11 protein-coding genes are annotated in these 13549 nt (G+C 72.4%); 6 read left to right on the forward strand and 5 right to left on the reverse strand.

What is annotated here, in order from left to right; translation table 11 throughout:
- Positions 1–33: 33 nt before the first annotated feature.
- Positions 34–1539, forward strand: coding sequence for a DHA2 family efflux MFS transporter permease subunit (locus AC3RKB_RS02050; RefSeq protein WP_491434311.1), 1506 nt, complete (start codon positions 34–36; stop codon positions 1537–1539).
- Here AC3RKB_RS02050 and AC3RKB_RS02055 read toward each other — a convergent pair.
- Together AC3RKB_RS02055 and AC3RKB_RS02060 are read right to left on the reverse strand one after the other, a co-directional pair.
- A complete protein-coding gene (locus AC3RKB_RS02055) occupies positions 1509–2768 on the reverse strand; it encodes an RNA polymerase sigma factor (RefSeq protein ID WP_491434312.1) in 1260 nt (419 codons plus the stop codon). The two genes, AC3RKB_RS02050 and AC3RKB_RS02055, sit on opposite strands and share 31 nt — an antisense overlap.
- The gene (locus AC3RKB_RS02060; protein WP_491434313.1) at positions 2765–3148 is read right to left on the reverse strand and encodes a YciI family protein; all 384 of its coding nucleotides are present in this window, start codon (positions 3146–3148) and stop codon (positions 2765–2767) included. Before AC3RKB_RS02060 ends, AC3RKB_RS02055 begins: the two co-directional genes overlap by 4 nt.
- Positions 3149–3372: 224 nt before the next feature.
- On the opposite strand from AC3RKB_RS02060, the gene AC3RKB_RS02065 reads away from it, so the two are divergent.
- The 5 genes from AC3RKB_RS02065 (at position 3373) to AC3RKB_RS02085 (ending at position 10660) form a co-directional block, all read left to right on the forward strand.
- On the forward strand, positions 3373–3546 hold the full coding sequence (locus AC3RKB_RS02065; RefSeq protein ID WP_491434314.1) for a CsbD family protein: 174 nt from the start codon (positions 3373–3375) through the stop codon (positions 3544–3546).
- A gap of 242 nt (positions 3547–3788) precedes the next feature.
- Positions 3789–5522 carry an ABC transporter ATP-binding protein gene (locus AC3RKB_RS02070; RefSeq protein WP_491434315.1) on the forward strand — a complete coding sequence of 578 codons (1734 nt, stop codon included), beginning with the start codon at positions 3789–3791 and terminating at the stop codon, positions 5520–5522.
- Positions 5519–7675 (forward strand): ABC transporter ATP-binding protein, encoded by a 2157-nt coding sequence (locus AC3RKB_RS02075; protein WP_491434316.1) that lies wholly within the window; start codon positions 5519–5521, stop codon positions 7673–7675. The genes AC3RKB_RS02070 and AC3RKB_RS02075 overlap by 4 nt, the downstream gene beginning before the upstream one ends.
- A gap of 145 nt (positions 7676–7820) precedes the next feature.
- Positions 7821–9173: an MFS transporter gene (locus AC3RKB_RS02080; RefSeq protein ID WP_491434317.1), complete on the forward strand. Its 1353-nt coding sequence runs from the start codon at positions 7821–7823 to the stop codon at positions 9171–9173.
- Between the two features lie 89 nt (positions 9174–9262).
- Entirely contained in the window at positions 9263–10660 is a 1398-nt protein-coding gene (locus AC3RKB_RS02085) for a maltokinase N-terminal cap-like domain-containing protein (RefSeq protein ID WP_491434318.1), read from the forward strand.
- A gap of 61 nt (positions 10661–10721) precedes the next feature.
- Here AC3RKB_RS02085 and AC3RKB_RS02090 read toward each other — a convergent pair whose 3' ends face one another.
- The 3 genes from AC3RKB_RS02090 to AC3RKB_RS02100 form a co-directional block, all read right to left on the reverse strand.
- The gene (locus AC3RKB_RS02090) at positions 10722–11189 is read right to left on the reverse strand and encodes a methyltransferase family protein (protein ID WP_491434319.1); all 468 of its coding nucleotides are present in this window, start codon (positions 11187–11189) and stop codon (positions 10722–10724) included.
- 35 nt (positions 11190–11224) lie between these two features.
- Positions 11225–12901: an acyl-CoA dehydrogenase family protein gene (locus tag AC3RKB_RS02095; protein ID WP_491434320.1), complete on the reverse strand. Its 1677-nt coding sequence runs from the start codon at positions 12899–12901 to the stop codon at positions 11225–11227.
- A 70-nt stretch (positions 12902–12971) separates the two neighbouring features.
- The gene (locus tag AC3RKB_RS02100) at positions 12972–13514 is read right to left on the reverse strand and encodes a GNAT family N-acetyltransferase (RefSeq protein WP_491434321.1); all 543 of its coding nucleotides are present in this window, start codon (positions 13512–13514) and stop codon (positions 12972–12974) included.
- Between the last annotated feature and the right edge of the window lie 35 nt (positions 13515–13549).

Genomic DNA, 13549 nt, shown 5'->3' on the forward strand with positions numbered 1-13549 from the left:
GTAATCATTCGATAACAACCTTGAGGAGCCGACGTGTCCACCGTCCTCGATGCCGCACCCGGGCCGCGTACGCGGCCCGCCGCCGGCCGCCGGCCGAGCCCGCTCTGGCTCGTGCTCGTGGCGACCGCCCTGCCGATGTTCATGGCCACCCTCGACAACCTCGTGATGACGAACGCGCTGCCGGTGCTGCACGCCGAGTTCGGGGCATCCGTCGAAGAGCTGCAGTGGTTCATGAACGCCTACACGCTCGCGTTCGCGAGCTCGATCCTCATGGCCGTCGCGCTCGGCGACCGCTACGGGCGGCGCACGCTCTTCCTCGTCGGCATCGTCGTCTTCACCCTGAGTTCGGCGTTCGCCGCCCTCGCCGCCGACCCGGGCCAGCTCATCGCCGCCCGCGCGCTGCAGGGGTTCGGCGCCGCCGCCATCATGCCGCTCTCGCTCACGCTGCTCGCCGGTAACGTGCCGGTCGCCCGGCGCCCGCTCGCCATCGGCATCTGGGGCGGCGTCGCGGGCCTCGGCGTCGCGACCGGTCCGCTCATCGGCGGCGCGGTGCTCGAGGGCTGGGCCTGGCAGGCGATCTTCTGGATCAACGTGCCCGTCGGCGTCGTCTCGGTCGCGCTCGCGCTGCTGGCACTGCCGAACAGCTTCGGCGCCCGCCTGCGGGCCGACGTGGTCGGACTCGCGCTCTCGGGCGTCGGCCTGCTCGCCCTCGTGTACGGGATCGTCCGGGGCAACGAGGCCGGGTGGGACAGCCTCGAGGTGCTCGGCAGCCTGATCGCGGGCGGCGTGCTGCTCGTCGCGTTCGTGGCCTGGGAGGCGCGCGCCGCGGCGCCGCTCCTGCCGCTGCGACTCTTCCGCGATCGCAGCTTCTCGGTGGCGAACATGGCGGGCTTCGGGTTCAGCTTCGGGGCGTTCGGGTCGATCTTCATCCTGATCCAGTTCCTGCAGGTGGTGCAGGGTGCGACGCCGTTCGAGGCGGCGCTGCAGACCTCGCCGTGGACGCTCGCGCCGATGGTGGTCGCGCCGCTCGCGGGCGTCATCGCGCCGCGAGTCGGTACGCGGGCACTCATCGTGTCGGGCCTGCTGCTGCTCGGCGGCGCCCTGTTTTGGCTGTCGGGCCTGCTCGACGCCTCGGTCGAGTACTCCGCCTACATCGCGCCGTTCGTGATCGCCGGCATCGGCATGGGGCTCGTGTTCGCGCCCTCGTCGACCGCCGTCCTGACGACAATGGTCCCCGACGACCACGCCAAGGCGAGCGGCACGAACTCGATGCTGCGCGAGGTCGGCGTCGCACTCGGCATCGCGGTGTCCACCGCCGTGTTCACGGGCGCGGGCGGCCAGCTCACGCCCGCCGACTACGCGGTCGGGGCCCAGCCGGCGGTGCTCGTCGGGGCGGCCGTGCTCGTGGCCTCCGCGCTCGTCGCCATGCTGCTGCCTGCGGGGCGGGCGCCGCGGACGGCGTCGGCCGGCGTCGCCGAGGTCGAGCGCGACGACGCGATCGCCGCGGCTCAGGCGCCCGCGGCCTTCGCCTCGAGGTAGCGGCGCTCGGTCGCGTTGAGCGCGAGCCGCGCGGCGACGGCGAACTCGGCGCGCGCCTCGGCGTCGCGCCCGGCCCGCGCGAGCAGGTGGGCGCGCACCGCGTGCACGCGGAAGTGGCCCGCCAGCGCCGGCTCGAGCGCGACCGTGTCGAGCTCGCGCAGCGCGACCTCGGGCCCGTGCACCATCGCGACCGCGACGACCCACCCCAGCTCGACCATCGGGCCGGGCCCGACCCGCCGCAGCAGCTCGTACAGCGCGAGCACCTGCGGCCAGTCGGTGGCCGCGGTCGAGGGCGCCTCGGCGTGCAGCGCCGCGATCGCGGCCTGCAGCTGATACGGCCCGGGGGCGGATGTCGCGAGCGCGCGTTCCACGAGCGCCGCCCCCTCCGCGATGAGCTCGTCGTCCCACCGCGACCGGTCCTGCTCGTCGAGCGGCACGAGCACGGCCGGCGCGCCGGGCGCATCGACGCGGAGCCGCGTCGGCCGCCGCGATTCGGTGAGCAGCATGAGCGCGAGCAGCCCGTCGATCTCGCCGCGCCATCGCGCGTCGGGCGGCGCGACGGAGCCGAGCAGCCGTGTCAGGCGGATCGCCTCGGCCGACAGGTCGGCGCGGGCGAGCGACTCGCCCGCACTCGCGGTGTGCCCCTCGGTGTACATGAGGTGCAGCACCTGGCAGACGGCGGCGACCCGCTCGGGCAGCTCGTCGGCCCGCGGCATCCGGAACCGCGCCCCCTCGGCGCGGATGCGCGCCTTCGCGCGCGAGATGCGCTGCGCCACGGTCGCCTCGGGCACGAGCAGGCCCCGGGCGATCTCGGCGGTCGTGAGCCCCCCGACCGCGCGCAGCGTGAGCGCGAGCTGCGCCGGACGCCGCAGCGCCGGGTGGCAGCACAGCAGGAAGAGCGCGAGCGAGTCGTCCTGGTCGGGTGCGCCGCCACCGCCCGCGGGTTCGAGCAGCGCGTCACGTTGCTCGCGCGCCCGCCGCGCGGCATCCCGACGCACCGCCTCGACGTACCGCCGGTGCGCGACCGCGACGAGCCAGGCCCGCGGCTGCTCCGGGACGCCGTCGCGTTCCCACTGCACGGATGCCGCGATGAGCGCCTCCTGGACGGCGTCCTCGCTCGCGTCGAAGTCGCCGGTCCGTCGCGCGAGCACGGCGAGCGCCGAGGGCGCGGAGTCGCGCAGCATCCGCTCGATGCCGCGCGACCGCTCCCCCGGCGCGCCGACGGTCACGCGACCGAGGCGTCGGCGGGTGCGTCCTCGGCGAGGATCGGGTGGAGGGACACGCCGCCCCACTCCGCCTCGGGCAGGCGACCGGCGATCTCGAGGGCGCGCTCGAACGAGGCGACGTCGACGAGGTAGTAGCCGCCCAGGAACTCCTTGGTCTCGGCGAGCGGTGCGTCGCTCGCGACGGCGCCGTGCTCGCCGGCCGTGACCGTCCGCACGGTGTCGGGGCCGGTGAGCTGCTCGGCGTCGACGAACTCGCCCGCCTCCCGCAGCTCCTCGGACAGGTTCTGGTACACGGCGTAGCCCTCGGCCTGCTGGCCGGGCGTCATCGACGCCCAGGCGGCGCTCCACTCGGGGTTGGACCGGATGAGGATCAGGTACTTCACGGCGTCGCTCCTTGCTTCGCTGCGGTCGGGAGGCGGTTGCGCTCCCATCAGTATGTCGAGGCCGGTCGCGCGTTCTCGACAGGTTCCGCCGACATTCCGCTCGCGCGATTAGCAGAGCGGTTCCCGCGTGGCAAGGGCTGGAGCCGAATCGACCCGCCCGCCTACCGTGGTGTCGACGGCGCATCCGACCAGGTGCGACGAAAGGGATCGAAAGGGGGATCCGTATGGGTGACACCGACAAGATTCAGCACAAGGCCGAAGAGCTCGGCGGCAAGGCCAAGGAGGCACTCGGCGACGCGACCGACAACGAGCGTCTCGAGCGCGAGGGCCGCGGCGAGCAGGCTGAGGCCAACCTCAAGCAGGCCGGCGACAAGGTGAAGGACGCCTTCAACTCGTAGCCGGTTGATCGGCGGATGGGGCGCGTACCGCGGGGGTGCGCGCCCCATCGTCGTGTCCGGGCGACCTCTCCGACCGGGTCGGATCAGGGTCGGATCACCCCGGACGTCCTCCTCCGTTTCGGATTGCGCCCTGAGCGATATCCGCCTGCGGACGGATGTCGGTGGCATCCGCTTGGATGCAGACTGTACGGGCGCATCGCTGCGCCTCATCCAGCCACCACCTCGTTCGTCGCGGAGATCCCATGCTCGGCCGATTGCTCATCCGCTACCTGAAGCCCTACCGCTGGCTCATGGTCGGCGTCCTCGTCTTCCAGTTCATCTCGGTGCTCGCGACCCTGTACCTGCCGAGCCTGAACGCCGACATCATCGACGAAGGCGTCGCCAAGGGCGACACCGAGTACATCTGGTCGACCGGCATGTTCATGCTCGCGATCTCGCTCGGTCAGATCGTCGCCGCGATCATCGCCACGTACTTCGCCGCCAAGGCCGCGATGCGGGTCGGCCGCGACATCCGCAACGACGTCTTCGACAAGGTCAGCGCGTTCTCCGAGCGCGAGGTCTCGCACTTCGGCCCGGGCTCGCTCATCACGCGCAACACCAACGACGTGCAGCAGGTGCAGATGCTCGCGATGGCGGGTGCGACCATGCTCGTCAGCGCGCCGCTCATGGCGGTCGGCGGCATCATCATGGCCCTGCGGCAGAATGTCGCGCTGAGCTGGCTCATCTGGGCCGCGGTGCTCACCATCCTCGTCATGGCGGGCATCGTGATCAGCCGGATGGTGCCGCTCTTCCGCACCTACCAGGTTCGGCTCGACGCCGTGAACCGCGTGCTGCGCGAGCAGCTGACCGGCATCCGAGTGGTCCGCGCCTTCGTGCGCGAGCCCATCGAGGAGGAGCGCTTCCGCGGCGCGAACCACGACATCATGGACGTCGGGCGCCGCGTCGGCACGCTCTTCATCACGCTGTTCCCGCTGTTCATGCTCGTGCTCAACGTCACCGTGGTCGGCGTCATCTGGTTCGGCGCGATCGAGGTCGATGCGGGCCAGGTGCAGGTCGGCACGCTGTTCGCGTTCATGCAGTACGTCGGCGTGATCCTCGGCGGCGTGCTGATGGCCGCGTTCACCACCATCATGATCCCCCGCGCGGCGGTCTCGGCCGAGCGCATCGGCGAGGTGCTCGCGAGCGAGACCACGCTCCCCCGCCCCGAGCAGCCGATCGGCGAGTTCCCGTCGAAGGGCACCGTCGAGTTCCGCGACGTCGCCTTCCAGTACCCCGGGGCCGAGCACGCCGTGCTCGAGGGCGTGTCGTTCCGTGCCGAGCCCGGTGAGACCGTCGCCATCGTCGGTTCCACCGGCGCGGGCAAGACCACGCTCGTCTCCCTGCTCCCCCGCCTGTTCGACGTGACCGACGGCTCGGTGCTCGTGGGCGGCGTCGACGTGCGCGAGGCCGACCTCGAGGCGCTCTGGAAGACCATCGGGCTCGTCCCGCAGCGGCCGTTCCTGTTCGCCGGCACCGTCGCCTCCAACCTGCGGTTCGGCCGCGAGGAGGCCACCGACGCCGAGCTCTGGCACGCGCTCGAGATCGCGCAGGGCCGCGACTTCGTCGCCGAGATGGAGGGCGGCCTCGACGGGCGCATCGCGCAGGGCGGCACGAACGTGTCGGGCGGCCAGCGCCAGCGCCTCGCGATCGCGCGGGCGATCGTGCACCAGCCCGACATCCTGATCTTCGACGACTCGTTCTCGGCACTCGACCTCACGACCGATGCGAGGCTGCGGCAGGCCCTCTGGCGCGAGCTGCCCGAGGTCACCAAGGTGGTCGTCGCGCAGCGCGTCTCCACGATCACCGATGCCGACCGCATCGTCGTGCTCGACGACGGCCGCGTGGTCGGGCTCGGCCGTCACGAGGAGCTCCTCGAGACGTGCCAGACCTACCGCGAGATCGTCGAATCCCAGCTCGGAGTGGAGGCCCAGGCATGAGCGCCGAGTCCAAGTCCCCGCGCGGCCGGCGTGCCGGCGGCCCGCAGACCGGAGCGGTGCCGGCCGCCGCACCCGGCGTGACTCCGGCCGCCGAACTGACCCTCGACGAGATCGAGGAGCAGCAGCTCGCCGAGCAGGCCCGCGTCAACTCGGGCGACTGGAACGCCGTCGCTCCCGGCAAGGCGCAGGACTTCGGCCGCAGCTTCCGTCGCATGATCGGCCTGCTCGCGCCGTGGAAGTGGTCGTTCGCGTTCGTCTCGCTGCTCGGCGCGATCGGCGTGATCCTCACCGTGATCGCGCCGAAGGTGCTCGGCGAGGCGACGAACGTCATCTTCGAGGGCTTCATCTCGCTGCAGCTGCCCGCGGGCGTCACGCAGGCGCAGGTCGTCGAGCAGCTGCGCGCCGCCGGCCAGGACGACCTCGCGAACATCGTGGGCGCCGCGACGCTGACCCCGGGCGAGGGCATCGACTTCGTGCGGCTCAGCCAACTCGTGATCATCGTGCTGCTGCTGTACGTGGTGGCCTCGGTCCTGTCGTGGATCCAGGGCTACGTGATCAACGTGATCATGGTGCGCGCGATGTACGACCTGCGCGAGCGGGTCGAGGCGAAGATCCACCGCCTGCCGCTCAGCTACTTCGACCGCACCCAGCGCGGCGAGCTCATCTCGCGCGTCACCAACGACATCGACAACATCACCCAGACGATGCAGCAGTCGCTCTCGAGCGCGCTGACGAGCATCCTCACGGTGATCGGCGTGCTCGTGATGATGTTCTCGATCTCGTGGCAGCTCTCGCTGGTCGCCCTCGTCGCGCTGCCGCTCATGGCCGTGATCTTCGGCGTCGTCGGCCCGAAGTCGCAGGCCGCGTTCGGCATCCAGTGGAAGAAGGTCGGGCGGCTGAACGCGCGCGTCGAGGAGTCGTTCTCGGGTCACGCGCTCGTGAAGGTCTTCGGCCGCGAGCGGGATGCGAGCGAGAAGTTCCGCGCCGAGAACGAGGAGCTCTACGAGGCCGCGTTCAAGGCCCAGTTCCTCGCCGGCGTCATCATGCCGGGCATGATGTTCATCGGGAACCTCACGTACGTCGGCATCGCGGTGCTCGGCGGGCTCATGGTCGCCAGCGGGCAGCTCCGCCTCGGCGATGTGCAGGCCTTCATCCAGTACTCGCAGCAGTTCACGCAGCCGCTCGCGCAGCTCGGCGGCATGGCCGCGGTCGTGCAGTCCGGCACCGCGTCGGCCGAGCGCGTGTTCGAACTCCTCGACGCCGACGAGCAGGAGGCCGATGCCGCCGACGCGCCCCAGGTCGTCGAGGGTCGCGGGGTCATCGAGTTCGACCATGTGTCGTTCTCGTACACGCCCGAGCGCCCGCTGATCCGCGACCTGTCGTTCCGGGTCGAGCCGGGGCAGACCGTCGCGATCGTGGGCCCGACGGGCGCCGGCAAGACGACGCTCGTGAACCTCATCATGCGCTTCTACGAGCTCGACGGCGGCCGCATCCTCATCGACGGGCAGGACGTCTCCGAGCTCACGCGCCATGACGTGCGCGCCCGCACCGGCATGGTGCTGCAGGACCCGTGGCTGTTCGGCGGCTCGATCCGCGAGAACATCCGCTACGGCCGCGAGTCGGCGACCGACGACGAGATCGTCGCCGCCGCGAAGGCGACCTACGTCGACCGGTTCGTGCACTCGCTGCCCGAGGGCTACGACACCGTCCTCGACGAGGAGGCGTCGAACGTCTCCGCCGGCGAGAAGCAGCTCATCACGATCGCCCGCGCGTTCGTGGCGCAGCCGAGCGTGCTCATCCTCGACGAGGCGACCTCCTCGGTCGACACGCGCACCGAGCTGCTGCTCCAGCACGCGATGGCCGCGCTCCGCCAGGGGCGCACCTCGTTCGTGATCGCGCACCGGCTCTCGACCATCCGCGACGCCGACCTCATCCTCGTGATGGAGCACGGCGACATCGTCGAGCAGGGCACGCACGACGAGCTGATCGCGACGAAGGGCGCCTACTTCCGCCTGTACAACTCGCAGTTCGAGCAGGCGGCCTACGATCTCGACGCGGAGCTCGCGGCCGAGGGCGAGGCGGGCGCCGACGGCCGCAATCCGCGTCCGGTCATCGCGGGCGAGCCGGCCGCGACGGACGCGCCGCTGGCCTGAGCCGACGCTTGCGCGGGCCGGGGGCGGTCGAGGCCATCGGCCGCTCCCGACCCGCGGAAGACGAGGCTCCGTTGCACCTGGCAGCCCACCTGTGCGATCCGCATGGACCTGCTATGGGTGCACCGCAGGGTAGCCTCGAAGGGACGTGACGACCCCTGCCCCCATCCCCATCGCCCCGACGTGGCGGCTGTGGCTGGTATGGGGCGTCGGGGTTGCGGCGTACATCCTCTCGGTCACGAACCGTTCGTCGCTGTCGGCGGTCGGGGTCGACGCGGCGGTGCGGTTCGACGCCGACGCCTCGACGCTGTCGATGTTCGCCGTCATCCAGCTCGCCGTCTACGGCGCGATGCAGATCCCGGTGGGCCTGCTGCTCGACCGGTTCGGCGCGCGCCCGATCATCACGATCGGCATGGCGCTGATGGCGGTCGGCCAGCTGATGCTGGCGTTCGCGCCCGACGTGGGGTGGGCGATCGCCGCCCGCATGCTGCTCGGCGCGGGCGACGCGGCGGTCTTCCCGAGCGTGCTGCGCGTGATCGCGGTGTGGTTCCCCGAACGGCAGGCGCCGTTCATGGTGCAGCTGACGGGTCTGGTCGGCCAGTCGGGGCAGATCCTCGCCGTGCTGCCGCTCGCCGCGCTGCTGCACGCGACGAGCTGGACGATCGCGTTCGGCTCGCTCGCGGGGCTCGGCGTGCTGTTCACGGTGCTCACCTTCGCCGTGATCCGCAACCGCCCGCCCGGGCGCACGGCCGACGTGTCGGTCGACACGCAGACGGGCACGATGCACGTCGTCCGCTCGTCGGCCGACCTGCGCCAGGGGTTCCGAGAGTCGTGGGGTCACCCCGGCACGCGGCTCGCGTTCTGGTCGCACTTCACGACGCCCTTCTCGGGCACCGCGTTCGTGCTGCTGTGGGGGTTCCCGTTCCTGACGATCGGGCAGGGCCTGACGCCGGCGATGGCCTCACTGCTGTTCACGGTGTACGTCGTGTTCGGCATCGTCGTGGGCCCCGTCATCGGTGCGCTCTCGAGCCGGCACCCGCAGCGGCGATCGCGCCTGCTCGTGCTGCCCGTGATCGGGATCCAGGCGGCGGCGTGGCTCGCCGTCATCCTGTGGCCGGGCACCGCGCCGCTGTGGCTGCTGTTCGTGCTCGCGTTCGCGATGAGCACGGGCGGTCCGGGCTCGATGATCGGCTTCGACCACACGCGCACGTTCAACCCGCGTCACCGGCTCAGCACGGCGACCGGCATCACGAACGTGGGCGGGTTCCTCGCGGCGCTGCTCGCCATCCTGCTGATCGGCATCGCGATGGACGCGCAGGGCGCGGGCACGCCCGAGGCGTATACCCTCGACGCCTTCCGGTTCGCGTTCCTCACCCAGGTGCCGCTCTGGTTCATCGGCAGCCTGTTCATCGTCATCGAGCGCAAGCGCACGCGCGTGCACATCGGCCTCGACGAGCCGCGTACGCGACGTCGCGATCGGGGCATCGACCGGCTCGGCTGAGCGGATGGCGCGGCGCCCCGGCGTTCCCCGGACGTCACAGTCCGCGTCGCTCCTCGACTTCGGGTGCGCCCCGCTCTACTGTTCGAACCATGGACAGCGCCGTGGCCGCGATCGCCGAGTGGATTCCGGCGCAGCGCTGGTACGGCGGCAAGGGTCACGCGCCGCGGCTGCGGCGCATCGGTGCGTGGGAGCTGCCCACCGCCGAACCCGGCGCGCGCGTGCTGTCGCTGCTGGTGATGGACGATGCAACCGACCCGCCCGTGCTCTACCAGGTGCCGGTCGTCGAGCGCGCGACGGCCGTGCCGGAGGCTTCCGCTCACCTGATCGGCGTCCTCGACGACGGCACGCACCTCTACGACGGTCCGCACGATGCCGCGTTCACCGATGCGCTGCTCGGCCTGATCGTGCGGCAGGGTCGCGCGGTCGCGCACGGCGCGTCGGCGGCGGGGCACTTCACCGGGGCGACGGATGCCGCGGTGTCGGCCGCGCACGCGCCGGCGACGGTGCTCGGCGGCGAGCAGTCGAACACGTCGATCATCTACCGGCCCGAGGGCGCCGCGCCCGTGATCTGCAAGGTGTTCCGTCAGCTCCATCACGGCGACAACCCCGACGTGACACTGCAGACGGCGCTCGCGTCGTCGGGTTCGCCGCACGTTCCGCCGAGCATCGGCGACGTCGTCGGCGAGTGGGACGACGTCGGGCGGCCGGACGGCCGTGCCCGCGGGCATCTCGCGTTCGCGCAGGAGTTCCTGCCCGGCGTCGAGGATGCGTGGCGCGTGGCGCTGCTCGCGGCGGCCTCCGGGCAGGACTTCGCCGACGACGCGCGGGCGCTCGGGGTCGCCGTCGCCGAGGTGCATCGCTCGCTCGGTTCGGCGTTCCCGCGCGAGCGCGCATCCGACGCGCTCATCGCGGCGATCGACGAGGCCTGGCAGCGTCGCCTCACGATCGCGGTCGCCGAGGTGCCCGCCCTCGAGCCGCATCGCGCCGAGATCGGGGCGTACTACGCGCGGGCCCGCGCGGGCGCGTGGCCGCAGCTCCAGCGGATCCACGGCGACCTCCACCTCGGCCAGGTGATCCTGTCGCCCGACCGCGGCTGGCTGCTGCTCGACTTCGAGGGCGAGCCGATGCGGCCCATGTCGGAGCGGCGGCGACCCGACCTGCCCGTGCGCGACGTCGCCGGCATGCTCAGATCGTTCGACTACGTCGCGGGTGCGACCGAGATCGTGCACCCCGAGCGGGCGTCCGAGGCGCGCGCGTGGGCCGCGACGGCCCGGCAGGCCTTCATCGACGGGTACATCGAGGCATCCGGCACCGACCTCAGCAAGTACCGCGACCTGCTCGCCGCGTTCGAGCTCGACAAGGCGGTGTACGAGGCGATCTACGAGACCCGGAACCGGCCCGACTGGGCGCCGATCCCGCTGCGCGCGATCGAGCAGCTGCTCGCCGCGGGGCCCCTGCAGGCGTCGACGGTCCCGGTCGTCGAGTAGCGCTCGCGAGACCCATCGGCGGTCGAGGAGCCCGCGAAGCGTCGCGTCTCGAGACCGAGGCCTACCGCACCCCGCGCCGCCAGAGCAGCAGCGGCGTGCGCTCGGCGTACTCGCGGTACTCCTCGCCGAAGCGCGCCACGAGGCGCCGCTCCTCGACGCGCGCCTTGACCACGAGCACGACCACGAGGAGCACCCAGACCACGAGCACGTCGATGCGCGCGTGCCAGACCACCCACCCCGCGGCGGCGATGAGCAGCCCGACGTAGATCGGGTTGCGAGTCAGCCGGTAGGCGCCGGAGGTGCGCAGTGGCGCGCCCTCGCGCGGCGACACCCACGGCACCAGGTCGCGGCCGAGCGCCGCGGCGCCGGCGCCGGAGAGCACGAGCCCGGTGACCACGAGCAGGACGGCGAGGACCGTGGCCTGCTGTCCGGCCCACAGCGGGTCGGCCGGCACGACGAACGGCAGCGCGAGCAGCACCGCGATGAGCGCGAGCTGCGCGACCACGAGCCAGTCCGCTCGATCCTTCACGCCTCCATTCTCCCGCGGCCCGCCGTTTCGGCCGGTCAGGCGCGGGCGAGGATGGCGGCGAGGTCGGTGCCGGGCGGAAGGGCGCCGTACATCGAGCCGCCGTCGCCCTCGATCCGGGTGCGCACGAAGGCATCGGCGACCGCCGACGGCGCGTGCTGCACGAGCAGCGACGCCTGGAGCACGAGCGCGAGTCGCTCAGCGAGCTCGCGGGCGCGCAGCGCCGCCGTCGCGGCATCCGCCCTGGCCGATTCGAGGACGACGGCCTGCGCCTCCGCCACTTCCAGGTCGAGGGCCGGGTGCTCGCCCGTGGCCTCGAGCACCACTCCGAAGAACGCGTCGAACGCCTCGGGCTCGCGGGCAAGCACGCGCAGCACGTCGAGCGCGACGACGTTGCCCGAGCCCTCCCAGATCCCAAGCAGCGGCTGCTCGCGGTAGCGGCGCGCGAGCGGGAAGTCCTCGGTGTACCCGTTGCCGCCGAGGCACTCGAGCGCTTCGGCGGCGTGCCCGGGCCCGCGCTTGCAGACCCAGTACTTCGCCACGGCCGTCGCGAGGCGACGGAAGGCGCGCTCGGCGTCGGACGCGTCGTCGTCGTACGCCCGCGCGAGGCGCATCGCGGTGAGGGTCGCCGCCTCGGACTCGAGCGCGAGATCGGCCACGACCGCCGCCATCGCGGGCTGGTCGACGAGCAGCGCGCCGAACGCGCGCCGGTGCCGGACGTGCCAGGCGGCCTCCGCGACCGCCTGCCGCATGCCCGCCGCCGTGCCGATCACGCAGTCCAGGCGCGTTCGCGTCACCATCTGCACGATCGTGGCGACGCCGCGGCCCTCCTCGCCCACGAGCCATCCGTCGGTGCCGTCGAATTCGACCTCGCTCGACGCGTTCGCGCGGTTGCCGAGCTTGTCCTTCAGCCGCTGGATGCGGAACACGTTGCGCGATCCGTCGGGCCGCACCCGCGGCACGAAGACGCACGACAACCCGCCCGGCGCCTGCGCGAGCACGAGGAACGCGTCGCTCATGGGCGCACTGCAGAACCACTTGTGCCCGGTCAGCCGGTACCGGCTCCCCCAGGCGTCGTCATCGCCCGTCGCCTCGGCGCGCGTCGTGTTCGCGCGCACGTCGGACCCGCCCTGCTTCTCGGTCATCGCCATGCCGACGAGCGCCGAGGACTTGGCCGGCCCGCCGACGAGGGCGGGGCTGTACTCGCGGCTGAGGAGCCTCGGCATCCAGTCGTCGCGGAGCCCGGGTGACGCCTGCTCGAGCACGGGCACCGCCGCGTGCGTCATCGACACCGGGCAGGCGTGCCCGGGCTCGACCTGTGCGAAGAGGAGGAACGCCGCTGCGCGGTCGACGTTCGCACCCGGGCCGGGCGACGCCCACGCCGACGTGTGCGCGCCCCGGCCGACGGCCGCCCGCATGATGCGGTGGTACGACTCGTCGTAGTCGACCTCGTCGATGCGGCGTCCCCATCGGTCGTGCGTGCGCAGCTCGGGCGTTCGCGTGTTCGCGAGATCGGCGTCGCGCTGGAACCCCGCCGACCCGACGAGCTCGCCGACCTCGTGCAGCGCCGGCGCCGCGCCATCCGCCCCGCCGCCGTTGCCGGCCGCCGCGCCGCGACCCCACCGCTGGACCGCCTCGACGAGCGGGGCGTTCGCGGCGAACTCGTCGACGCCCACCCGCGGCGGCGCCTGGTTCTCGACCTCGTGCGTGATCATCGTCGACCTCCGCGTCCATTCCACACCCGCGGGCCCGTGCACGCACGGGTCGCGTGCGCGCCTCGGCCGTTCAGCCGGGGTCGGCGTCGTCGTCGAGGCGCTGGAAGAGCACGTGGTCCTGCCAGCGACCGGCGATCTGGAGGTACCGCGGCGCGTAGCCGATGCGCTCGAACCCGTTCTTCGCGAGCACGCGCTGCGAGCCGGCATTGTGCGGCAGCGTCGCGGCCTGCACCCGGTGCAGTCCGAGCTCGCCGAACGCGATCCCGAGTGTCGCGCGCACGGCGGAGGTGGCGTAGCCGCGCCCGTTCGCCGACGACGCGACCCAGTAGCCCAGGTTCGCCGAGAGGAACGGTCCGCGGAAGATGCCGCTCAGCGCGATCGAGCCGACGATCTCGCCCTCGTCGTCGAGGATCACGAGCGGAAGCGACTGCCCGTCGCGGTGGAGCCGCAGCGACGCGGCGATCATCTCGGCCTGGCCGGCGACGGTCGTGAAGTCGTCGGGGCGCACGGGCTCCCACGGTGCGAGGAACTCCTGCTCGCGTGTGCGCACGGCGGAAAGCGCCTCGGCGTCGTCGGGCTCGACCAGTCGGACGCGTGCGGGTTCGGGGTCCACCGTCCGAGGCTATCGGCGCCGGCCGCGGCGGTGCC

The organism is Agromyces capsici (genome assembly GCF_058349965.1).